General features: G+C 51.3%; 18 protein-coding genes, 1 pseudogene and 1 other annotated feature. Of the genes and pseudogenes, 8 read left to right on the top strand and 11 right to left on the bottom strand.

All coding sequences use genetic code 11. The annotated features are described in order from the left end of the window. Positions 1–133: 133 nt before the first annotated feature. From KZE55_RS08800 to trxA, 3 genes are read left to right on the top strand one after another with little or no spacing between them, the layout of a single operon-like run. Complete coding sequence (locus KZE55_RS08800; RefSeq protein WP_222258172.1) at positions 134–1,039, top strand: RluA family pseudouridine synthase; 906 nt, start codon at positions 134–136, stop codon at positions 1,037–1,039. Positions 1,040–1,070: 31 nt separating this feature from the next. Further along, complete coding sequence (locus KZE55_RS08795; protein ID WP_222258171.1) at positions 1,071–1,826, top strand: TerC family protein; 756 nt, start codon at positions 1,071–1,073, stop codon at positions 1,824–1,826. Beyond that, a complete protein-coding gene (gene trxA, locus KZE55_RS08790) occupies positions 1,826–2,143 on the top strand; it encodes a thioredoxin (RefSeq protein ID WP_222258170.1) in 318 nt (105 codons plus the stop codon). The genes KZE55_RS08795 and trxA overlap by 1 nt, the downstream gene beginning before the upstream one ends. 235 nt (positions 2,144–2,378) lie before the next feature. On the opposite strand, the gene KZE55_RS08785 is transcribed toward trxA, so the two are convergent. The 5 genes from KZE55_RS08785 to trpX form a co-directional block, all read right to left on the bottom strand. Next, complete coding sequence (locus KZE55_RS08785; protein ID WP_222258169.1) at positions 2,379–3,701, bottom strand: MATE family efflux transporter; 1,323 nt, start codon at positions 3,699–3,701, stop codon at positions 2,379–2,381. 127 nt (positions 3,702–3,828) lie between these two features. After that, on the bottom strand, positions 3,829–5,226 hold the full coding sequence (locus KZE55_RS08780; protein ID WP_222258168.1) for a C69 family dipeptidase: 1,398 nt from the start codon (positions 5,224–5,226) through the stop codon (positions 3,829–3,831). An 81-nt stretch (positions 5,227–5,307) separates the two neighbouring features. Beyond that, positions 5,308–6,072 (bottom strand): ABC transporter ATP-binding protein, encoded by a 765-nt coding sequence (locus tag KZE55_RS08775; RefSeq protein WP_222258167.1) that lies wholly within the window; start codon positions 6,070–6,072, stop codon positions 5,308–5,310. Then, entirely contained in the window at positions 6,065–6,964 is a 900-nt protein-coding gene (locus KZE55_RS08770) for an ABC transporter permease (protein ID WP_222258166.1), read from the bottom strand. The genes KZE55_RS08775 and KZE55_RS08770 overlap by 8 nt, the downstream gene beginning before the upstream one ends. Next, entirely contained in the window at positions 6,961–7,950 is a 990-nt protein-coding gene (trpX, locus tag KZE55_RS08765) for a tryptophan ABC transporter substrate-binding protein (RefSeq protein WP_222259993.1), read from the bottom strand. Before trpX ends, KZE55_RS08770 begins: the two co-directional genes overlap by 4 nt. 390 nt (positions 7,951–8,340) lie before the next feature. Between trpX and KZE55_RS08760 the strand changes: the two genes are divergently transcribed. From KZE55_RS08760 to KZE55_RS08750, 3 genes are all read left to right on the top strand, one after another. Further along, on the top strand, positions 8,341–9,885 hold the full coding sequence (locus tag KZE55_RS08760; protein ID WP_222258165.1) for an ABC-F family ATP-binding cassette domain-containing protein: 1,545 nt from the start codon (positions 8,341–8,343) through the stop codon (positions 9,883–9,885). 10 nt (positions 9,886–9,895) lie between these two features. Next, on the top strand, positions 9,896–10,678 hold the full coding sequence (locus KZE55_RS08755) for a putative ABC transporter permease (RefSeq protein WP_222258164.1): 783 nt from the start codon (positions 9,896–9,898) through the stop codon (positions 10,676–10,678). A 109-nt stretch (positions 10,679–10,787) separates the two neighbouring features. Next, positions 10,788–11,387 (top strand): glycoside hydrolase family 73 protein, encoded by a 600-nt coding sequence (locus KZE55_RS08750; RefSeq protein WP_222258163.1) that lies wholly within the window; start codon positions 10,788–10,790, stop codon positions 11,385–11,387. A gap of 74 nt (positions 11,388–11,461) precedes the next feature. Here the strand turns inward: KZE55_RS08750 and brnQ are convergent. Continuing rightward, a pseudogene (brnQ, locus tag KZE55_RS08745) lies at positions 11,462–12,840 on the bottom strand (branched-chain amino acid transport system II carrier protein). A gap of 82 nt (positions 12,841–12,922) precedes the next feature. Further along, positions 12,923–13,159: a binding site (T-box leader), on the bottom strand. A gap of 71 nt (positions 13,160–13,230) precedes the next feature. Then, entirely contained in the window at positions 13,231–14,475 is a 1,245-nt protein-coding gene (locus tag KZE55_RS08740; RefSeq protein ID WP_222258162.1) for a DUF2325 domain-containing protein, read from the bottom strand. A gap of 134 nt (positions 14,476–14,609) precedes the next feature. On the opposite strand from KZE55_RS08740, the gene KZE55_RS08735 reads away from it, so the two are divergent. Further along, a complete protein-coding gene (locus KZE55_RS08735; RefSeq protein ID WP_222258161.1) occupies positions 14,610–15,689 on the top strand; it encodes a DHHA1 domain-containing protein in 1,080 nt (359 codons plus the stop codon). Between the two features lie 495 nt (positions 15,690–16,184). Further along, positions 16,185–17,564 (top strand): group II intron reverse transcriptase/maturase, encoded by a 1,380-nt coding sequence (ltrA, locus tag KZE55_RS08730; RefSeq protein ID WP_181578162.1) that lies wholly within the window; start codon positions 16,185–16,187, stop codon positions 17,562–17,564. A 101-nt stretch (positions 17,565–17,665) separates the two neighbouring features. Here the strand turns inward: ltrA and KZE55_RS08725 are convergent, their stop codons facing one another. The 4 genes from KZE55_RS08725 to KZE55_RS08710 all read right to left on the bottom strand — a co-directional run bounded on the left by KZE55_RS08725 (position 17,666) and on the right by KZE55_RS08710 (position 22,138). Further along, positions 17,666–18,301 carry a DUF421 domain-containing protein gene (locus KZE55_RS08725; RefSeq protein WP_222258160.1) on the bottom strand — a complete coding sequence of 212 codons (636 nt, stop codon included), beginning with the start codon at positions 18,299–18,301 and terminating at the stop codon, positions 17,666–17,668. Positions 18,302–18,313: 12 nt separating this feature from the next. Further along, the gene (locus KZE55_RS08720) at positions 18,314–18,757 is read right to left on the bottom strand and encodes a DUF3290 family protein (RefSeq protein ID WP_222258159.1); all 444 of its coding nucleotides are present in this window, start codon (positions 18,755–18,757) and stop codon (positions 18,314–18,316) included. Between the two features lie 74 nt (positions 18,758–18,831). Beyond that, positions 18,832–19,476, bottom strand: a complete 645-nt coding sequence (locus tag KZE55_RS08715) for an HAD family hydrolase (protein WP_222258158.1) — start codon at positions 19,474–19,476, stop codon at positions 18,832–18,834. 25 nt (positions 19,477–19,501) lie between these two features. Further along, positions 19,502–22,138, bottom strand: coding sequence for an HAD-IC family P-type ATPase (locus KZE55_RS08710; protein ID WP_222258157.1), 2,637 nt, complete (start codon positions 22,136–22,138; stop codon positions 19,502–19,504). Positions 22,139–22,363 lie beyond the last annotated feature (225 nt).

Genomic DNA, 22,363 nt, shown 5'->3' with positions numbered 1-22,363 from the left:
TCCTTAAAAATACTTATAATATTATTTAACGATAGAAACGGGGGAAAGTAAAGTCAGACCGCTAAATCAATATGAAAGCTTCACAATTTCCCGGGAAATATTTAGAATAAAGAGGTCTAAAGGAGGGGACAAGATGGGAAATATCCGTTGGAAAATCACTGAGCAACTGGGTCCTAAGCAGGCAGTCAAGAGCCTCCGGGAACTACTGCATGACCAGTGGCTGCTGCCTAACCGCTACATCCACTACTTGCGTCGCCGCCACAACGTCTTAGTCAATGGCCACTACCAGTACGTCAATGAACCCGTCCGCCCTGGTGACCAGGTCACGTTGCGGTTTGTGGGCGACGAATTGCGGACGCCGGATGCCAACGACTACGTGCCGACCCCGCATCCCCAGCTTCAGGTCCTCTTTGAAAACCGGGATGTTATTGTCGTTAACAAGCCCCGGGGCCAGAAGAGCCACCCTAACTACCATGGCGAGTTAGGAACGCTGATGAACGATGTGGCGGGCTACCTGAATGGCAGTGCCTACATGGTTCACCGCCTGGACCAGGAAACCAGTGGGGCGATGCTGGTTGCCAAGAATCCGGTAGTGGTTCCCATCTTGAACCGCCTGATCAGCAGTGGGCAAATTCACCGGCAGTACCTAGCTGTTGTGGCGGGGCAGATGAGTAGGGACGGGGAGCTGGCCTGGCCCATTGGTAGTGACCCGACTGACAAGCGGAAGTACATGGTTGGTGGGCAAAACGCGAAGGCCGCCCGGACCCTTTACCACGTCGTTGCGGTAAACCATCGGTATTCGTTAGTCCGCCTTCGCCTGGTGACCGGGCGGACCCACCAGATTCGGGTTCACCTGGCCCACGCTGGCCACCCCATAATTGGGGACCCCCTCTATAACGCGCAACCGGCACCGGCAATGCTGCTCCACGGTGCTATTCAGGAACTGGTCCTCCCCTTTACTTTCCAAAGAAAAGAAATTCAGGCACCTTTACCACCATATTTTCACAATTTTCTGGTAAAATACGACTTAGTTAGATAGATAAATATAAACATAAAAGGGAGGACATTAATTGTCACTTTTAGAAAAGTTATATGGACCGTTTTTTGATCCACATAACTGGGCAACGGTAATTACTTCGGGTCAAGACTGGCTAATCATCTTTTCATTGGTAATGATTGAGTGCCTACTGTCGGTTGATAACGCGGTTGTCTTGGCTGCCCAGACACGGGTGTTGCCAACCCTAAAGGAACAAGAGGAATCACTCTTCTACGGTATTTGGGGTTCATACCTCTTCCGCTTCCTAATTATTGGGGTGGGAACCTACCTGATCAACTTCTGGGAAATTAAGGTAATTGGCGCTGCCTACTTAATTTATCTGGTGTACCGTTTCTTTGCCGCCCGTTACCATGGGAAGCGGCGGCGGAGAAAGGTCCGCAACAGTGCCGCTGGGTTAAAAGGGCGCAAACTCTTTTGGACGGTGGTTGCCCAAATCGAGTTTATGGACATCATTTTCTCGGTTGACTCTGTTTTGGCCTCGTTGGCTATTTCTGAAAACCCCGTAATCGTTCTAATTGGGGGAATAATCGGGATTGCCTGCATGCGGGGGGTCGCGGAGATTATCATGAAATTGATGCGGCGGATTCCTGAGCTGGAGCCGATGGCCTATATTCTGATCTTTATCATTGCCATCAAGCTCTTCTTGACGATCCCCGCAATTGATATTGAGATTCCATCGGGGATTTTCGGTATATTTATTCTATCTGTTTTTGCCTTGACGATTATTATTCATTTCGTCCGGCGGAATAAGAACAAGGAGCAAAACTAATGGCAATTGAAGCAACTAGTGAGAACTTTGACCAAGAGGTGCAAGGACCAGTGACCGTGGTTGACTTTTGGGCCCCGTGGTGTGGTCCCTGCAAGATGATGGCGCCGGTTATGGACCGCCTGGAAAAGCAGTTTGCTGGCCAGATCAAGTTTGTGAAGTTTAACGTGGATAACAACCAAGAAATTGCGGAGCGTTACAAGGTAATGAGTATCCCGTCCCTGGTCCTCTTTAAGGATGGCCAGGCCAAGGAAAAGGTGACGGGGGTATACCCAGAGGCTAAGCTCGCCCACTATCTGAAACGCAAGTTAGCTGAATAATAAACAAGCTGGGAAAAAAGCATCAGAGTGCTCCGTATGGCTAGTATAGGACGATCGTTAGCACGGTACGGGCTGGCGATTGTCCGTAATCAATGGACTTGCTTCGCGGCGCTAGACACTAGGAGCACGCTTCGACGCGCAGCAAGCCTATTTGGTTTTTCCGCGATTACTATGTAATATTCGAGAAATATAAAGAAGGGTGAGAAAAAATGTGATTTTTTCTCACCCTCTTTTTTTACTCAAATTTTGGCTGGTAAATTCGGTAGAGAATAATTGAAAGGATAAAGGTCAACAGGTCCGCAACCGGTTGGGCCGCAATAATCCCGTGGTAACCGAATAGGCTGTTCATCAGGATGATTACCAGGGCAAAGATCAGCCCCTGCCGGCAAAACGAAAGCCAGAAGGCCGGGACTGCCTTCCCCATCGACTGGAACATTGTCGTGAAGACCAGGATGATCCCCGATAAGACGGCGGACGAACTTAGCCAACGAATCATGCCGGTCCCTTCCCGGATAACGGTCGGGTCCTTCATGAAGAGCCGAATTAAGAATGGGGCAAAGATGATTAGCAGGATTGTCATTGCAATGGCCAGACTGGCAATCACCATGATGTCGAAACGGACCGTGGCGTTGAAACGCTTGCGGTCCTTGGCCCCGTACGTGTAACCAATTAGCGGTTGGGCGCCAAAAGCCAGACCAACGACAATCATGTTGGTGACCATACTAATCTTAAGGGCGATTCCCATTGCGGCAACACTGCTGGCCCCGTAAGTAATCAGGTAGCGGTTGGTCAGTGCAGTGGCGAAGGTGGCCATTAGGTTAGTAATTGAGGCCGGAATCCCGATGGCATAGATTTCCCACTGGAGGTGACGACTGATCTTGGTCTCCTTAATTGAGGTGGTCAGTTTCTTACTCTTGTAGCGGGTGTAGTAGATCATGATGACGTCACCAATTACGGTCGAGGTGACGGTGGCTAAGGCCGACCCTGCAGCCCCCCAGCCGCACGTGAAGATAAAGATTGGGTTCAAGATGATGTTGATTCCCGTCCCGGTCATGCTGGCAATCATCGACTGGACCGCTAATCCTTCGGTCCGCAGAATATTAGTTGGTGTAAGACCGAAGATTACGAAGGGCGCCCCCCACGCCATTACCAGGTAGTACTCGCGAGCGTATTTCCAGGTATTCGGCGAAGCCCCGAGCAGGTGCAGGAAGGGAGTCTGGAAGGCGACCATCAGGATGGTGACGATGATTCCACAGATGATGGAGGCGTAGAAACAGTATCCGCTGACGTAGCGTCCCGTCTTGTCACGGTGCTCACCAAAGAGGCGGGAAATGACGGAGCTACCGCCCAGGCCGAAAATGTCTCCCAAGGCAATCATCAGGGTGAAGATTGGTGCCCCCTGTGACACCCCGGCAACCAGGTCCGGGTTCTGCGTCTTAGCGACGAAGAAGGTGTCGACCATGTTGTAGATCAGGGTGACCGTCATGCTCAGCACGACCGGCAGTGCCAGGGTGAAGTAGGCCTTCTTAATTGACGTGTGTTCAAATAACTTATCCATGCGCAAAATTCCTCCAACAGTAACTATTGTACGAAACCTATGGTGGAAAAGTCACGCTAAAAGTTAGTCCAGTGCTGATAAAAAAACACCCTCGTCAGTTTGAGGGTGCTTAGAAAAATCTTCGTTATTAATAGTTGAGACGAATCTGCAGCGACCCGGTTTCGACCATGTCGCCAAGGCACTTCATTGCGTAGTTATAGGCTCCCTGGGCAGTCTTTTCGTTTGCTGCTTGCAGGCACTCCTGGACTTTCTTGCCGGTCAGCTTAGCAGCGGCCTGGTCAGTGGTCATCAGAACGTGCCGCCCGTAGGCAATGGTGTTTTGCTTCAGGTCCTCGAGCATTGCGTTGTAACGCTTCGGGTGGTCATCGGCAATCGTGGTGATGGCGTGGGTCAGCCAGTACATGTTACTAATGTTGAACTTCGCCTGTGTGTCCCGGTACTGGGCAGGGGTATCCGCCACGTTCGTGTAGAACGGGGCAATGCCGTTGAAGGCGTTGGGACCGAATGCTAGCCAGCAGATGGCGGCAATGTCTTCGGGCACGTCATTACGGATCTGCATGATGTGGATTTCCTGGTTCCGCTGGAAACCAATTGGCCGGAAGGCGTGCTGCTCGGCAACACTCCCCCGGTCACTGTATGGATCGTATGGGGTGTGCTGGTAGCGAGAGCTCAGGGCGTATTTGAAGTCTTCAATCGTGAGTAAGTGTTCCGGCTTCTTGGCGAAGGGCAGGTCTGGGTTATCTGGCTCTTCAACGTCGCTCGGGTTGAAAAGCTTTTGGATGTACCACTGGCGCGGGATGTTGTAGTCGTAGTCGGAATCGTTGTGGCTCCCGAAGATGTGGCGGAAGTTGTAGCTTGTGCCGCCATCAATGTTGAGGTGGTGGTCCTTGATCATGTCTTCAAGGTCCGCGGAGGCCATCGTGTCCGCCGCCTGGAAGTCAAAGTCAGTGATGCTGAACCAGTTTGGGGCCACCACATATGCATCGTCGGGGACCCGTTTGGCAGCCCAGTGGTGGCCACCGATGGTTTCCATGTACCAGATATCGTCCTTGTCGGAGAAGATCACCCCGTTGGACTCGTAGGTTCCGTACTTCTCAAGGTAGCGGCCGAGCAGCTGTACCCCCTCTTTGGCCGAGTGGATGTAGGGCAGGACGATGGTGACAAAATCTTCTTCACCGATTCCGGCCTTGTTCATCGGGTCGATACCAAGAACGCGGGGGTTGGTAGTGCTGGTTTCGGTTGCTGACATGGCAACGTTAGCGGCGTTGATTCCACCTTCGCCCCAGATTCCCATTTTCTTTTCGTTTGTGGGGATTTCCGGCAGGGCGGTGTAGCGGAGGGGGTTGTCCGGCAGGTCGACCTTACACTTAGAAGTGATTGATTGGTAATTTTTTGGTTGTTGGTCGGGGGTAACCACGATGAACCGTTTGGGGTTAAAGGCGTGTCCGTAGTCTTCGTTTCGGGCGATCATCGTCGAGCCATCGGCGGTAGCTTTCTTACCAGCAAGAATTGTAGTACATGGCATATTAATGTCCTCCTTAAATGATTATTCACTCCCCATTGTAGGCCTAAGAAAGGGCTTCCTCAAATGGAAGCTGGCGGAAGACTAACTTTCGAAGTATTCGTACAGGTCCTTGGCCGTCAAACGAGCCTTGTCAGCCCCTTGGTAGTCCGCCTTGATTTGACCGTCTTTAAGGACGATCAGCCGGTTGCCGTACTTGATGGCGTCCTCCAGGTGGTGGGTGATCATCAAGGCCGTCAGATGGTCCTGGGTGATTCGTTCGTTCGTGGCGTGGATGAGGTTTTGACTGGTGTGGGGGTCAAGGGCAGCGGTGTGTTCATCTAGCAAGAGGATGTCCGGTCGTTTGAGGGTGGCCATCAGGAAACTCAGGGCCTGCCGTTGGCCACCGGAGAGGGCACCCGTTGCGGTGGTCATCCGGTTTTCCAGGCCGTTATTCATGGTGGCGGCCAGCTTGGTAAAGCGGGCCATGTTCCCCTTGAGCTTCCGCAGGGTGAGGTGACGGCGCTCCCCCCGTTTCGTTGCCAGCAGCATGTTTTCCGCTACCGTCATCCGGGGAGCCGTTCCCAACTTAGGGTCCTGGAAGACCCGTGCTAAGAACGTTGTCCGCTGCTCCTCGGTGGTCTTGGTGATGTCGTGACCGTTGTGGAGGATTTCCCCGTAGTCGGCCCGGAGGTTTCCCCCGATAACGTTGAAGAGGGTTGACTTACCGGCCCCGTTTGTCCCCACGATGGTAATGAAGTCGCCTTCGTTAATCTTGAGGTTAATCCCCTTGAGGATGGTCGTTTCGTTGCTCGTCCCCTTGTTAACGATGGTTTTGACATCCTTTAGTTCTAAGATGGGCTTATTCATGTGGCCGCACTCCCTTCAAAATTGGTTTACGAATCTGCAAGTGACTTTCCAGTTGGGGAATCATCATGCAGATTGCCAGAACGATTGATGAAATCAGGTTGAGGTCGTTGGCGGAGAAACCGAGCTGGAGAACGACCAATAAAATAATCCGGTAGATGATACTGCCGAGGGTTACGGCCAAGAGCCGTTGGTTAAGGGTTAACTCGCCGAACGCCACTTCTCCAATGATGATGGAGGCCAGGGCGATAACGATGGTCCCAATCCCCATGTTGATGTCGGCGTAACCGTTGTTTTGGGCGATTAAGGCCCCACAAAGGCCAACCATCCCGTTGGAAACCATCAAGCCAACGATCACCATCTTGTCGGTATGAATCCCCAGTGACTTGGCCATTGTTGGGTTATCACCGGTTGCAATGAAGGCTTGACCATAGTCGGTTGCTAAGAAGAGGACCATCAGGATGGTGATGATGGCAATCACGATGACGCCCATCACGACGCTGTCAAAGTATTGGGGGAGGCTCGTCATGAAGTGGCCACTGAAGAGGGTCTGCTTACCGAGTAGTGAAATGTTGGACTTCCCCATGATCCGGAGGTTAACGGAGTAGATTGCGGTCATGGTTAAGATCCCCGCCAAGAGGCTGGGAATCTTCCCCTTCGTGTAGAGGAGGCCGGTGACAAGGCCGGCGAGCATCCCGCTGACAACCGCTAGGAGGGTTGCCAAGAGGGGGTCAATCCCGTGCGCAATGGCGGTTACCGCGGTGGCGGCCCCGAGAGGGAAGGTCCCTTCAACGGTCATATCACAGAAGTCGAGGATTCTAAACGTTAGGTAAAGGCCCAGACCCAATAAAGCCCATAATAATCCTTGCCCGATTGCTGATACCATTAGATTCATTGATAGATCTCTCCTTTCGTTTTGGCTTCGTGTTCAAAGCCCTGCGGTACTTGTAAGTGGAGGCGGCGGGCCTGCTTCAGGTTGAGGACGGGCTCACCGTGGCGGACATATTCGATCGGCATGTTGGCCGGTTTCTTGCCCTTCAGAATTGCCACCGTCATCTTGGCACTGCGGACACCGAGCTCGTACTGGTTAACACTGTAGGTTGCCACGCCCCCCTGCTTGACCATTGTGTCAGAGGCGGGGAAGACCGGCTTGTTGGCGGCGTTGGCGTTCTTGACGAGGGTCTGCATGGCCCCGGCAATGGTGTTGTCGGTGGGAACGATGACGGCATCGACTTCCTGGAGCATCTGTTCGGAAACCTGGTTAAGGTCGTTACTGTTGGCAATTGAATAGGACTTCAGGGTGATACCCATCGTCTTGCATTCTTGCTTGATTTGGTGATAGCCGGCAACAGCGGATGCATCACTGGAAGTGTAGATTACCCCGAGAGTCTTCATCCTCGGCATAAAACGTTTGATTAGGCCCAGCTGTTCTTTGATTGGTGCCTGGTCAGAAACACCACTGATGTTGCCACCCGGGTGGCGGTTGTTCTTGATTAGACCGGCGCTTTTCGGGTCGGTTACCGCGCCTAGGACAATTGGTGTCTTGGTAGTCGAATTAGCGACGGCCTGGGCCGCTGGCGTAGTGATTCCGTAAATGACATTGCAATTGTCATTGACCAGCTTGGAGGCCATGGTCTTAAGGTTACTCTGGTCCCCGTTGGCGTTCTCGTATTCAATCTTGATGTTTTTTCCGTTGCGGTACCCCTCACGTGCTAGTTCGTGGACGTAGCCCTTATAAATTTGGCCCAGGGCAGGGTGGTGCATCAGGGTTAAAACCCCGACTTTTGGCACCCGCTGTTTAATAAAGCCCCCACTTTCCTTAAAGAATGCTACACCTAAGAAGGCCACTAAAAGTGCGATTAGGGTATACATTCGCTTCATCATCTTCACACCTTTCTAATATAAAAATGGGAGTCCACATTGCGGGACTCCCATTTTGAAAGCAAAATAAAAGTCCGCATGTGGATCCATGCGGACTGAATGAATGTCAAAATCAGCCGGCACAGATGCAATCTGCTTTTCAGGTTGCATCCATGTCGAATCAACCTGAAACTACCGGCTTTGCCAACGATTATTTCGAATGTTGAACTGATTTTGCTTCATAATATTTACTCCCTAATTAATAATTGCTTTTAGTATAGCTAAGGTCATTTCCGGTGTCAATAACTAATATTAAAATTTTCTCATCGTTTGTGGCCGGGTGACTGATTGCTGATTGCGTCTTGCCTGTGCTACCATGAAGTAAGTTTACTATGACATAAGGAGAAAAGAATGGCTGTATTAGATGTAGAAGGACTGACGATGAGCTATGCCGATAAAAAGCTCTACGAAGACTCCAGCTTTCAACTAGAAAAACATGAACATATGGGGATTGTCGGCCAGAACGGGGCCGGCAAATCCACCTTGATCAAGATCTTGATTGGTAAGGTCCTCCCGGTGAAGGGGTCAATCAAGTGGCAAAAGGGGGTCAAAATTGGGTACCTGGACCAGTACGTTGACATTCCTAAGGGGATGACGCTGATCCAGTTTCTCCACACGGCCTTCAGCGACCTGTACCAGTTGAACGATGAGATGAACAAGCTCTACGAAGACTACGCCACCAAAATGGATGACAAGCTCCTGACCAGGGCGGGACGCATCCAGGAAAAGCTGGATGCTAATGACTTCTACAACATTGAAACCGAAGTTGACCGGGTAATGAATGGCCTGGGACTAGTAGAAATCGGCAAGGACCACGTTGTCTCCGAGATGAGTGGGGGCCAGCGGTCCAAGATTATCCTTGCCAAGATGCTGCTGGAAAAGCCGGACGTCATCCTCTTGGACGAACCGACGAACTACCTGGATACGGCCCATATTGAGTGGTTGATTGACTACCTGAATGATTTTGACGGTGCGGCGATGATCATCTCCCACGACTACGACTTTTTGGAGCAGGTTACCAACACCATCTGTGACGTATCGTTCAATAAGATCACCAAGTACCGGGGAAGCTTCCAGCAAGCAATGCGGCAAAAGGAAGAACGCAAGGAAGCCCAGGAACGCGAGTACGAAAAGCAGCAGGTGGTTATCGAAAAGGCGGAACGGTTTATCCGCAAGAACAAAGCCGGGTCCAAGTCGACGATGGCCAAGTCCCGGGAAAAGATGCTTGCCCGAATGAAGAAGATTGACCCGCCTTCGGATAACCTCAAGGCGGTCTTCCACTTCCCGTATGAAAACACCGGGTCCGCCAATGCCTTGCGGGTTAACCAACTCTCCGTGGGTTATGGCCACCCCCTGCTGGCGCCGGTTACCTTTTCAATGACGATGGGCGAAAAGCTCCTCTTCACCGGGTTTAACGGGGTTGGAAAGTCAACTTTGATCAAGTCAATTTTGAAAAAGATCCCGGCCCTGGGAGGGAACGCCGTCTTTTCGCCGTCCGCCAAGATTAATTACTTTGACCAGGACCTGGAATGGGATGATCCCCGGTTAACGCCGCTCCAAACGATTCAGAATATGTTCCCGACAATGCAGCCGCGGACGATCCGGACGAAGTTGGCCCGGGCCGGAATTAACGCGGCCAACACCCAAAAGCCCCTCCACCTTCTTTCCGGTGGGGAGCAGACCAAGGTTAAGCTTGCCATTCTAGAGTTGACGCCATGTAACTTCCTGATCATGGATGAACCGACGAACCACCTCGATGACGAGACCAAGGATGGCTTAAAAAGGGCCCTCCAGGAATTTCCGGGGAATTTGATCCTTGTCAGCCACGAAGAAAGCTTCTACACGGGTTGGCTCGATAAAATTCTGAACGTGGAGAAACTCAGTTTGAAGAAATAGGAGGAAAAGGATGCCGTATACGATATCAGAGCTTGTTGTGCTCTTCTTTACCTACTCAGTGGTCGGCTGGTTATGGGAAACCTTTTATTGTTCCATCAAGGACCACCACTATGCTTACCGGGGCTTTCTGTTTGGCCCCTACTGCCCGGTGTATGGCTTTGCTGTGACCACGATTTTGGTAGCGACTTATAACGTCCGCGACAACCTGTTCTGGTTGTTCGTTATCGGCATGATTGTGGCCAGTATTTTTGAATACTTTGCCAGTGTTTTTCTGGAAAAGGTGTTCCACATGAAATTGTGGGATTACTCCGACCTGTGGGGGAACCTGCAGGGACGGATTGCCCCGGCCATTTCCCTATTCTGGGGAATTGGGGTAGTCCTCTTGGTCCGCTTTATCCAGCCGCTGATCCAGCAGGTGATCAACTGGGAAGAATCCTGGACCCATGGCTTCTTGGCCCTGTTCATCACGGTGGGGATGGTTACCGATACGGCAATGACAATCTTCAGTATCAGACACTTCCACATGACTACCAAGCAGTGGGACCAACGGATCAACGACTTCCAGGAACAGCTCCGTCACCGGATTCGGACTGCGGCCCAGCCTGAAGAACGGGCACTTAGGAAGCGGCAATTGGCCAACTGGCGAGAATCCTTCCTTACCCACTTGGAGAAGCGTCCTGAGCAGCTGTTGCGGTGGAACGAACGGCGGATGATTAAGAGCTTCCCTAAGATGCGGGTTCTTGATGCCAAGCGCTTCAATCAGATTAAGCAGGACCTCTTCTCAAATAAGTAATTAATTTGACGATTTTCTGAAGATTATTCAAAGGTCAGGACATTTCTTTACCAATGTCCGGGCCTTTTTTGTATAATGGCGAATAAACATTTGGAAGGAAGTTGATCGGATGGCCCACCACCAAAAGATACTCACTGTCCTGGGCACCGTCATTGGGGCCCTAATCCTGGTGCTTTGCCTGTGGGCGGCGATTGCCAACTACCACAAGCGGACCAACCAAGTTGAGCGGCATTCCCCCAACATTACTACCGCCGCTTTTATTAAGAAGATTGCCCCAGCGGCGCAGCGGGAACAGAGACGCTACCATATTCCGGCCAGCATCACGATTGCCCAGGCTGGTCTGGAATCGAACTGGGGTCGTAGCCGGTTGGCGGCAAAGTACAATAACCTGTTTGGCATCAAGGCGACGTCCAAAACGGACCGGGTGAAGATGACGACGACAGAAAACGTCAAGGGCAAGACGATTGAGGTTAAGCAGTACTTCCAAACCTACCGTTCGTGGGCGGATTCGATAAATGCCCACACCCAGCTAATTGTCAACGGGACGGCGGACAACCACGCCCGCTTCCGGGATGTTCAGAAGGCTAGCAACTATCGTCAGGCGGCCGTGGTCCTGCAGAAGGGTGGGTACGCTACTGACCCGAATTATGCTAATAAACTGATCTACGCCATTCAGAAGTTCCACCTCGATAAGTACGACCGTAAATAGCGAAGTTTAAAAAATGGCCTCCCAGGTTCGGATGCACCGAACTTGGGAGGCCTCTTTGTACTATTTTGTAGTCTTTAATTCAGCTGCGTCTCGTTGCTGGTAACGCGTTGCCGGCGGAACCAGTGGAAAAGCAGGCCGACAACTAAGCCAACCAGGGCCGGGACTAACCAGGACAATCCCATGCTGGCCAGTGGTAGGGCACTTCGCCAAGCAGCAACCATTTGGCCAAAGTGACTTGCACTGACGACTGATGGGAAGGCGACTACCATGTCACCTAGTGCCGGAACAACGGTGAAGAGGACAACGAAGAAGTAGACCACCCCGTCCCGGTGGAAGAGTGGGGAACTAACGGATAAGAGGATCAGGACCATTGCCAGTGGGTAGAGGAACATCAGCATTGGTGTTGACCAGGCGATGATTTGGTCCAAACCAAAGTTAGCGGTTAAGAAGGATGCGAGGCAACTGAGGGCCAACCAGGTATGATAGCTGACCTTTGGGAAGTGCTTGTGAAAGTCCTGGGCAAAGGCGGCAACCAGTCCAACAGCGGTGGTCAGGCAGGTAACGGTTAACAGGAAGGCTAAGACAACTTGACCAAAGGCACCGGCGTAGGCGTTAACCAGCTGGTTGAAGGCCACCCCACCATCAGCGGAGACCTTAAGCGACCGAGTGACATTGCCCCCAGCAGGATCAAGAGTAAGTAGATCAAACCGATTCCACTGACGGCCAGGACACCCGACTTGGCAACAACCTTGGAGACGTCCTTAGCCCGCCGTTGACCCATGGAGCGGACAGCAGTGACGACGGTTACCCCGAAGGCCAGACCGGCGAGGGCATCCATCGTGTTGTAACCTTCTAAGAAACCGTTAGTGACGGCGCCGTGAACGTAGGCACTGGTAACGGGGGCGTTGGCCGGGTTACCGAGCGGGTTCGCAAAGGCGACTACGAAAACCAGGAAGAGGAGTGCTAAGAAGACGGGGTTCAAGACCTTACCAACGTTGGCCAGGATGTTGTTTTCCCGGTAGGAAAAGGCAAAGGCGGCCAAAAAGAAGAGGGCGGAAAAGAGCAGAAGTGCCCAGCCCTGGGCAGCTTTTGGCAGGAACGGTGCGACCCCAACGGTAAAGGAGACAGTTGCCGTCCGTGGCGTCCCGAAGAGGGGACCGATGGTGGCGTGAATTAGGACCATGAAGACAAGGGCAAAACCGGCACCCAGCGGACGGCCGATGTCGTAAACCCCTTCTGCCCGGGTAACGGCAACCGCGAGGACCGATAAGAGGGGAAGCAGAACCCCGGTTACTAAGAAGCCCAGGGCGGCAGGACCCCAATTAGCACCAGCCAACTGGCCGAGGTGCAGGGGGAAAATAAGGTTCCCGGCACCGAAAAATAAACCGAATAATAGCGAAGCAACAACTAAGTACTGTTTGAATGACAACTTAGGTGATGTTAAGTCACGCATAAGAAATCCCTCCTAGAATAAATAGATATCAATAATTGCTCTGATCCCAATAAAAAAGTCCCTTAACCAACTTTTACATTGGTTAAGGGACGCATTAGCGTGGTACCACCCTATTTTCAGGCTGTCATCAAACAACCTCTTCACGTACGGCTAAATAGCGATACGCTGACACGATAATGGGTGTTACCACCTAGTCTTACTGGATTTTAAGATTAGGACTCGAAAGTGATTTTCCCCTTGCCGTTGGACTGCCTCCTCACACCTCACGAGACTCGCTGATGTCGCTGGTAAAGGTACTCTTCTTTCTCATTGCGATCAAATAATTAAATTATTGTTTATTATTCTAAACATAATTTAATAAAAGTCAACAGGAAATTTTAATTTTCTTACCTAGTCAATCTTTTCGCTAGCGACGGCGTAGGCGGGATCACCATTTAGTGCCCGCCCAACTGCCCGCTCGACGGCGGTGTTGGAGGTGACGTTGGCGATGGCTAGTGGCTTGTCGTAGCGCTTAGCATGGTGGTTGGCGAGCTGGCTAATCCGGTGGTGGATTGCGTCGATGCAGACAATCACGAAGTCGGCGTTCCGAATCTCCCGCTTTAAGGTGCTGGAGGAAACCTTTTCTTCTGCCGAGGCGTCAAGGCCGTGGAACACACCATGGTGCTTCGTGATTACTGGCTTAAGGCCCTGGACCTTGTCACGGACCCCCGTAATTACTAAGACGGTGCGCTGCTTGAGGTCATAGTCAAGCTTCTTCTCGTAGTCGTGACGGGTATTAGTAACCTTCTTGACCTTCTTTGGCTTAGCCGGTTGCTTCGTAGTATCGAAGTCGGTCTTTTCATGGATCCAGCGAATCGAACCATCAGCCGCATCCTTGAGGCCGTTACCCCGGTCATAGTAGGCATAGTCGATGACCATTCCGGCCTTCAAGTCGCGGCCCGGGTACTTGAAGGGGTCGACAACGACAGTGTTAGCAGGGGCAGTATCAAGAATCGAGTTTTCCTTCATGGTGCTGCTGATCTGCAGGACGTCGGAACCCGGGACGGCGGTTAGCTTGGCGTACTCCAGGACGTTGATCTTCTCCGGTTGGTAGTCGGTGAGGTGGTCGCTGGTGACCCGACGGATGGCGGGCAGCCCCCGGACCGTTTGCTGGGGGTCTAGCTCCACAATGTCCCCATCTTCAACCGGGAATGGCAGGTGGTGGAGAATCGCCTCGGAGTAGTAGCGGTGGTTAATTTCGGCCCCGCTCAGCTTTCGGTGAACGAGGTAGCGGTTATCGGCAGCCAGGCGCTCTTCCGGGGTAATTTCCTTGGGGGTCGCGGCCTCTTTTTCGGCGGGCCGGACATGAATTGCCGGTTTCGTGTCCGTAACTTCCTTGGCAGGGCCCGTTAACAGTGACTTTAACTGCTTTTTAGCGGCGGTTGGCAGGGGCTGCTGGTCCCGGTTTACCTGGTGCTGGTGAAAACTGGGCTTTTTAACGGCGGGCACTGGACGGTTGCCCTGGCCTTCGGCGTAGTGGTTGAGGATATTAAGAATGGTTGTTAGGCTACGCTGGGTTTGGAGCAAACTTGCGGGGTCGCTACTGGTGTTTTCCAACAGGGTGATCAATTCCTGCCGGTAATCATATATTTTCATTGAGCATTGTCCTTTCTAAAACTTCACTAATATTAATCATACCAATTCCTGTACCTAATGTCAGTTGATACGCTATGTGCCTGGGCGGGCTTACGGTATAATGGGGACAAAAGAATTGATAAGGTGGTCATAAGATGGTTAAACGATTAATAAAACTTTTTTCGCATAATGATTTAGATGGTTTTGGGGCCCCGCTTTTGCTAAGGGCAGTGCAGCCGACGATGTTTGCTGACGTGGAGTTTGACATGACAAACTGTGGTGCCGGGCGGATTGATGACGAATTTGCCCACTGGTTGAAGAGCCCAGAAACGGGGCGCTTTACCGATGTTTACATCATGGACATGACCCCCGACAGCGACTATACCTTCCAGCAGCTAAATACTAACTTTGCCAACCACTGGCTCGTCTTTGACCACCACGAAAGTGAAGAAGCTCTGCGGAAAAAGTATGCTGCCAATAGTGTCCTTCCCGCTGACCCCCAGGTTAACCCCAGTGCGGCAAGCCTGGTGTGGGACTGGCTCCAAAAGCAGCCCCACTTCAATGACCTGCCAGAACAGCGGCGTCAGGACTTAGCTTACCTGGTCGAACTGATCCGGGCCTATGATACCTGGGACTGGCAAAACGACCCTGACATGGGGGATGAGGAGCGGACAGCCGCGGATGACCTTGACCAGCTCTTCTGGTTCTACCCCTTGCAAGACTCGGCGTCCTTTGTCATGGATGTCTTTAACGCCGGCTGGACCAAGTACCGGGAGGACAACCAGCTCTTGATCCGGACCCTCAACGAACGGCGGGCCAAGTATCTAAAAGGACACCTAAAGGATATCTTGAAGACGAAGCTGGACGGGCACCAGTTTGGCATTGTCTACGCCAGTGACTACAAGTCCGAGATTGCCCACGAGCTTCTTGACCAGAACCCCGACGTGGACGCGGCCCTGGTTATCAGCCCCGTTAGCGTCTCCCTCCGTAGCAACGGCAAGCTCGACGTTGCTAAGTTTGCGGAGAAGTACTTTGCTGGTGGTGGCCACGCCGATGCCGCTGGTGGTCGCCTGACCGTTAACCCGATTAAGGTTGGTGAGCAGGCAGTTGCCGACGAGCTTGCCCAGACAATCAAGAACCATGAGGACGAGCAGCAGACGACGGAGAGTACCCTGGCGGATAACCTTGACCCGGCGGTCGCTGCTAAGATGGCTGCCCTGTTTAAGAAAGATTAGGATAAGCAATATAGGCCTGCAGTGCGCAAGTTCGCCACTGCAGGCCTAATGTGGTGCGCCCGGCATGGGTATTAACTAGGCGGTGAAAGTCCACTATGGGCCGTAGTAGTCGGAACCATGAGCTGACGACAAGGGTGTCCACTGTGAGGTGGAATCTGAAGGAAGTCTAAGGCAAAGTACTGCACCGATGAACAAGAAGTAGCTATAAGGCTGAGAGTAACTGGATAAGGTTGCCATACAAACTAAAGTCCAATACTACTCGAAGTTGCTTTCAGTAAAGCTAACGGTGACATGGTACGAAAGTTAATATTCTTACCCGGGGAGGTCTGGCTTACACGTTTCCGACAAGAGGAATAAATGAAATTCCACAGAAACAAGCACGACAGTGATGTGGTGTTGAGTAAGTCAGAAGTCAGCCGAGGTCATAGTAGTCTGATTAGTCAGACGAAGGACTGAACGACAATAACTCATAAATTATATCGGAGGTGTAATCAGGTGCGACAATCGCAGAAAACAGAAACACAAGCTGACCGCTTGTCGAGGATAGGTTTGGAAAACCGAAAGTACACAAGGGCGCGTAGTACCGATTATGGTGAAGGTAAAGGTATGAGTGTCACTATCCAAGACTTAGTCTTGGATCGCAATAACCTTAATCAGGCTTATTTGCGAGTTAAGAGAAATAAAGGAGCGGCGGGTATTGACGATATGACTGTCAATGACCTTCTGCCCTACCTCAGGGAAAATAAAACGGAATTAATCACCAACCTACGTGAGGGCAATTATAAGCCAGCACCGGTTAAACGAGTGGAAATTCCCAAGCCCAACGGTGGAGTGAGAAAACTAGGGATACCAACGGTAGTGGACCGCCTGGTCCAACAAGCAGTTGCCCAGGTACTCACGCCCATCTTTGAGCGAGTTTTCTCTGACAATAGTTTTGGTTTCCGCCCTCATCGTGGAGCCCAAGACGCAATCGCAAAGGTAGTTAAGCTATATAATCAAGGTTATCGACGGGTAGTTGATTTAGACCTTAAGGCCTATTTTGATAATGTCAACCATGATTTGATGATTAAATACCTCCAACAATATATTGATGACCCATGGACACTAAGACTTATCCGTAAGTTTTTGACTAGCGGAATCTTGGACCACGGGCTGTTCGTTAGGAGCGACAAAGGAACTCCGCAAGGAGGACCACTATCGCCACTGCTAGCGAATATCTATTTAAATGAGTTGGATAAAGAGCTGACCAGACGTGGTCACCACTTTGTGCGCTACGCGGACGATTGTAACATCTATGTTAAAAGTCAGCGGGCCGGAGAACGAGTAATGCGTAGTATTACTCAGTTTCTTGAAAAGCGATTGAAAGTTAAAGTTAATCCAGATAAAACCAAAATTGGTAGTCCCTTGAGGTTGAAGTTTCTTGGCTTCTCACTCGGTGTAGACCGTAATGGTGCCTATGCCCGACCAGCCAAACAATCACAACAACGAGTAAAACAAGCATTGAGGCTTCTAACTAAGCGTAATCGGGGTGTTTCTCTTACCAAGATGTTTGAAGAAATCCACCAAAAGATGCGTGGCTGGCTTCAGTATTACTCAATTGGGAAGTTAGCCAATTTTATTCACCGCCTTGATCAATGGTTAAGAGCACGAATAAGACAATATATCTGGAAGCAATGGAAGAAATTCAAAACTAAAGTTGTACACCTACAGAAGTTAGGTTTGTCTTATCATGATGCGTTCGTCTTCGCTAGTACCCGAAAGGGTTACTGGCGAACTGCACACAGTAAGACACTAAATTATTCTCTAACAAATAGAAAACTGGAGCACCTTGGACTAATAAATATGTCCAAGACGCTCCAGTTAATTCAAAAGTGATTAAATTGTCGAACCGCCGTATACGGAACCGTACGTACGGTGGTGTGAGAGGTCGGTAATTGAACTAATCAATTACCTCCTACTCGATTACTTTATAATTCCTAGTCGTTCGGGTAGGCAACGAGGTGCAGCTGACCATGGATGTATTCACCGAGGTAGATATCGTTAATGCTCCGGTACCCGGCCTTGACGACCGCGTTTTTCAGCCACTGCACGTCGTGGTGGGTTAGTTCCAGGACGTCCTGGTTGATTTGCCCGTCGTTGATGATCGGGAAGTGGACGTTTTGCTCATCGTTTTCGATGACGACGAGCTGGCCGTTTTGTTCGAGAATTCCGCTCTTTACCTGGTTGACCTCGTAAACACCGTGCCGGCGCAGGTGGAACATCAGCTCGTTGGCGGTAATCCCGGCCCGCATACAGTTATCGACCAAAAGCTGGCCGTTTTTGATCAGCAGGCGGGGCTGCCCGTCGACAATCTTATGAACAACGTTGTTATGTTCCTTAGCAAACTTGATGATGAAGACAATTACTGTCCAGATTAAGAGAACCATGAGGAACTGGAGGACGGTGACGTCGTTGTTGTAGATAATACCCCCAATGATGCCCCCGAGGACGTAGTTTTGGACCTGGTCGATCGCCGAGTTCGGCGCCAGGTTGCTCTTACCAGAAATATTAATTTGAAAGATCAGGCAGATCATTCCGAGGACAAACTTAATTGTGACTAGTCCGTAATCCATTTTGCAACCTCCTTAGTGTTGGATTTTAACCGTGTGGTCGACAACGTGCGCCCGGCTAAGGGTGTAGTTATCACCGCTGGGGCTCATGTTGACCCGGTAATCCCTGCCCCTGAAGCGGACCAAGATGCCATCGGTCAGGGTAGTGGAATTAACCACGACCTGGCTGGACTTCAGACCATGGTCCTTGGCAACCGCCTGGATGAACGGTTGCATCTGCAGGGATTGGGACCGCTGGGTAACGGTCCGTTCCAGGTTGGTGATCTGTAGTCCGGTGAAGATGAGTAGGAGCAGGAAGAAAATGATTCCCAGATCCCGGTTCCGTGTCCGCAATTGGTGGCGGAGGTAACGGATTGTGTTGAAGATCACCAGGAGCAGCAGTACCACGATGGCGATGTAGTTGACCAGGCTGGTTAACTGCTGCTGGTGTAAGAAGTAACTTTCACTATAAAAAGTCATTGATAGGTCCTCCTCAAATAATGATTTCTTATAAAAATAAGACTGGAAAACACAAATTTCCAGTCTTATTTATTTCAAATCTTAAGTAGGTCCATTGGTGAACGCAGTGGGTAGTCGGCATCCGCAATTGATTCCGGATTAGCGGACCCGTAAAGGGCGCCCGCAAACTTAATGCCAGCGGCCCGGGCTGCCTTTTGATCGTTAATTGTATCACCAACGTAAACACAATTTTCCGGGACCGCCTTTAACTTGGCAATGGCCGCCAGTAAGGGTGCGGGGTCCGGCTTGTGTTTAACCGTATCCGAAGAGGTGATTGCAACCTCAAAGAGGCGGGCAAATGGGTACTCGGGGGCAAAGTGGGTCTCGTATTCGTGACGAAGCTTGGAAGTTGCCACGGCCAGGTGGTTTCCTTTGACCTTGGCGATCGCAGCTAACGCTTCCGGGACCTGGTCAATCACCTTGACCAAGTTTTTCCGCTTATACGTGGCTTTAATCCACTCCTTTTGAATGGTCTCCCGTTCATCGGGGCGGACCCCAAAGATACGGAGGGCGTCGGCACCGGTAATTCCGAAGAGCTTTTTCATCGTTGCTAGTTCGTCTTCCGGTGCAATGTGGTAGCCGTGTTGCCGCAGGATGGTGATCATTGGCGGCATGTACATATCAAAGGTGTCAATCAGTGTTCCATCAATGTCAAAAATAAAGTTATTAATTTGCCCCATTCTCGTTTTCCTTTCTGAAACGAATCTATTTATCAGCTTCGGCGACCAACATGATCAGGCAGGAGAAGACAATCACCGCCAACCATTCTACCAAGCTAATCCCGGTAACGTGGAAGGCTTCCTGCATGAATGGCGTGTAGGTCAAAATCAGCTGGAATGCCAGCATGATTCCAATCACTGCCCATGCCCGGCCGGTAATTGTTTTAATCTGTTTGAGACCATTGCCGGTGGTCCGAATGCTGAAGAAGTAGAAGAGTTTACTGATGACAATCACGTTAATCATCATCGTTGTTGCGTTGATAACACTTGCGTCGTGACCAGTGAACCAGTCGTATGCAACGAGGGCGAAGATCGCCATCAGCGCTGAGACATAGCCCATCTGGATAAGGTCGTGCCGGTTCATTAACTTGGATGACACTGGGCGTGGTGGTCGGTTCATTAACCCCGGTGCTGCCTTCTCGAAGACAAAAGCAAACTGGATGGTGATGGCGGCCACCAGGTTGATCCAGAGCAGCTGAACTGGCTGGAGGGGAACTTGTTGGGCGGTCAGGATTGAGAAGGCCACCACAAGGCCTTCGGCAAACGAGGTCGGCAACAGGAAGAGGATGCTCTTCTTGATGTTGTCGTAAATACGGCGACCTTCTTCAATGACCGCCGCCATGGTTGCAAAGTTGTCATCCCCCAGGACCATATCGGCGGCGTCTTTGGCAACGTCCGTCCCCTTGATCCCCATGGCAATCCCGATGTCAGCCTGCTTGAGGGCCGGGGCGTCGTTGACCCCGTCCCCGACCATCGCGGTAACGAGTTGGCCCCGCTGCAGGGCGTCAATGATTTCCAGCTTGTTTTGCGGTGTTGTCCGGGCAAAAACCTGGTTATCCTGGGCCGCTTTGGCCTGTTCTTCGGCAGGTAGCCGGTCCCACTGGGCGCCAGTTATCGCGTGAATTTCACCTGGGGCCAAGCCCAGTTGCTGACCAATCGCCCGGGCGGTTTGCGGGTCGTCCCCAGTAATCATCTTAACTGCTACCCCGGCATTATTCATTGTCTTGAGGGCGGCAATGACTTCTTCACGGGGCGCGTCTTGGAGGGCGGCCAAACCGAGGAGGTGGATTCCCTGGTAAAGGTGGTCGTGTTCAATCTCCATCAGGTTTTCCCCCTCGACAACCCGAAAGCCGAGGGCAATGACCCGTTTACCCGCCACGGACCAGTCATTAACCCGCTTGGTCCACTTTTGAATGTCGAAGGCGGGATCTCCTTTGGCGGCCATTTCAAACAGTTTGTCGGGTGACCCCTTGATGAAGATGACCTGCTGGTTACTCTCCGTGTTTCGAGTCAGTTCAGCGATGTAGCGGTAGTTGGAATCAAACGGCAGGAGGTCCTGGGACTCGTAGGAAGATTGGTACTTAGCACCCAACAGCTTGTGGTAAAGAGTTAAAAAGGCACCGTCAGTCGGCTCACCATTGATCACCCAACGCCCATCCTCCTCACTGAGGACCGTATCGTTGGCCTGAAAGCCCGCCTCTAGCAAGAGCTTGAGCTGGTCGTCAACTTCAACCTGGTGACCGTCTTGCATTAGCTGTCCCTGGGGCGCGTAGCCAGTTCCCGTAACGGTGTAATGCTGGTCACCAGACCACAGTTCAATAGCAGTCATCTCGTTCTTCGTTAACGTCCCCGTCTTATCGGTGGCGATCACGTCAACGGAGCCCAGGGTTTCTACGGCCGGCATGGACTTAATAATCGTCTTGTAGCGCTTGGCCATCTTACTTACCCCAAATGCCAGGATAACGGAGGTGGTAGCGGGCAATCCTTCGGGGATGGACCCCACCAGCATTGCCACCACCGCGAGGGCCAGGGCCGGCAGTGAATAGATTTGCAGGAAGAAACCGATGATGAAGATAATAACGGAACCGATAATCGTGATGTAGGAAACGATGGTCCCCACCCGGTCGATTTCCCGAGTGAGCCGGGTCTTCTTCGGCTTGATGTGAGCCACCTCTTGGGAAATCTTCCCAATCTCGGTGTGTTCACCAGTGGCCACGACCACCCCGAGTCCGCTCCCGCTGGTTACGGAAGTGGAGGAATAAGCCATGTTGACCCGGTCAGCCAGCGGAATCTTATCATCGGTTAGGGCCTCGTCGGTTTTAATAACCGAGTTGGTTTCACCAGTCAAGGCCGACTCCTCAATCCGCAGGTTATCAGCGGACACAATTCGCAGGTCGGCGGGCACGTTATCCCCGGCTTCTAAGAAGACAACGTCACCGACAACCAGGTCACTGGCGTCGATATCTTGCCGCTTACCGTCACGGTAGACGGTAGCGTGCTGCGCCATCATTTCCTTAATCTTAGCTAGTGCATTGGCAGCACTTGTCTCCTGGAAGTAGCCAATCAGAGAATTAAGGATGACGACGGCGAGGATAACGACCGCGTCCGTATAGTGGCCAATCATGATGGTTAACAAGGTTGCAACCAGCAAAATGTAAATAACAATGTTGTTAAACTGGCGCAAAAAGATTTTCCACTTGGGGGTTGGCTTAACTTCCAGAGCATTCTGCCCATCCCTTTGCAGGCGGGTCGCGGCTTCTTGGCTGCTAATCCCCTGTGTAAATTCTTTGAGGCCAAGTTGCTGTTTAATTTCAGCAGTGGTTAGTTGGTATTTTTCTTTCATCTTTTCCCCTAGAGTTGATAAAGCGACATTGCGACAGGCCCGGCAACTGATTAGCGGGCGGTGAGTGTTGCTTTAAGTTTTTGCAGTTTTCTCCCCTTTACCTGTTTACTTACTAATAATATCCTACCATATTCCCTTCGCTGACTTGGCGGAATTTAGGGATTCTTAAAACATTCAAGGAAATGTTGCAAATTAGGCCTGGGGATCCTTGATTTGAACGACAAA

Origin of the sequence: Limosilactobacillus panis (assembly GCF_019797825.1) — a bacterium.
Classification (GTDB): Bacteria; Bacillota; Bacilli; order Lactobacillales; family Lactobacillaceae; genus Limosilactobacillus; species Limosilactobacillus panis_A.
The sequence above is the reverse complement of the archived record's forward strand: the minus strand, read 5'-3'. Positions and strand labels throughout refer to the sequence as shown.

What these genes read in the sequence shown, in the direction of transcription:
- KZE55_RS08755 (WP_222258164.1), top strand. Translation starts at nt 9,896, where the DNA reads ATGCCGTATACGATATCAGAGCTTGTTGTGCTCTTCTTTACCTACTCA.
- KZE55_RS08735 (WP_222258161.1), top strand. Translation starts at nt 14,610, where the DNA reads ATGGTTAAACGATTAATAAAACTTTTTTCGCATAATGATTTAGATGGT.
- KZE55_RS08770 (WP_222258166.1), bottom strand. Translation starts at nt 6,964, where the DNA reads ATGAATCTAATGGTATCAGCAATCGGGCAAGGATTATTATGGGCTTTA.
- trpX (WP_222259993.1), bottom strand. Translation starts at nt 7,950, where the DNA reads ATGAAGCGAATGTATACCCTAATCGCACTTTTAGTGGCCTTCTTAGGT.
- KZE55_RS08720 (WP_222258159.1), bottom strand. Translation starts at nt 18,757, where the DNA reads ATGACTTTTTATAGTGAAAGTTACTTCTTACACCAGCAGCAGTTAACC.
- KZE55_RS08715 (WP_222258158.1), bottom strand. Translation starts at nt 19,476, where the DNA reads ATGGGGCAAATTAATAACTTTATTTTTGACATTGATGGAACACTGATT.
- KZE55_RS08775 (WP_222258167.1), bottom strand. Translation starts at nt 6,072, where the DNA reads ATGAATAAGCCCATCTTAGAACTAAAGGATGTCAAAACCATCGTTAAC.
- KZE55_RS08710 (WP_222258157.1), bottom strand. Translation starts at nt 22,138, where the DNA reads ATGAAAGAAAAATACCAACTAACCACTGCTGAAATTAAACAGCAACTT.
- KZE55_RS08785 (WP_222258169.1), bottom strand. Translation starts at nt 3,701, where the DNA reads ATGGATAAGTTATTTGAACACACGTCAATTAAGAAGGCCTACTTCACC.
- trxA (WP_222258170.1), top strand. Translation starts at nt 1,826, where the DNA reads ATGGCAATTGAAGCAACTAGTGAGAACTTTGACCAAGAGGTGCAAGGA.
- KZE55_RS08725 (WP_222258160.1), bottom strand. Translation starts at nt 18,301, where the DNA reads ATGGATTACGGACTAGTCACAATTAAGTTTGTCCTCGGAATGATCTGC.
- KZE55_RS08750 (WP_222258163.1), top strand. Translation starts at nt 10,788, where the DNA reads ATGGCCCACCACCAAAAGATACTCACTGTCCTGGGCACCGTCATTGGG.
- KZE55_RS08780 (WP_222258168.1), bottom strand. Translation starts at nt 5,226, where the DNA reads ATGCCATGTACTACAATTCTTGCTGGTAAGAAAGCTACCGCCGATGGC.
- KZE55_RS08740 (WP_222258162.1), bottom strand. Translation starts at nt 14,475, where the DNA reads ATGAAAATATATGATTACCGGCAGGAATTGATCACCCTGTTGGAAAAC.
- KZE55_RS08800 (WP_222258172.1), top strand. Translation starts at nt 134, where the DNA reads ATGGGAAATATCCGTTGGAAAATCACTGAGCAACTGGGTCCTAAGCAG.
- KZE55_RS08760 (WP_222258165.1), top strand. Translation starts at nt 8,341, where the DNA reads ATGGCTGTATTAGATGTAGAAGGACTGACGATGAGCTATGCCGATAAA.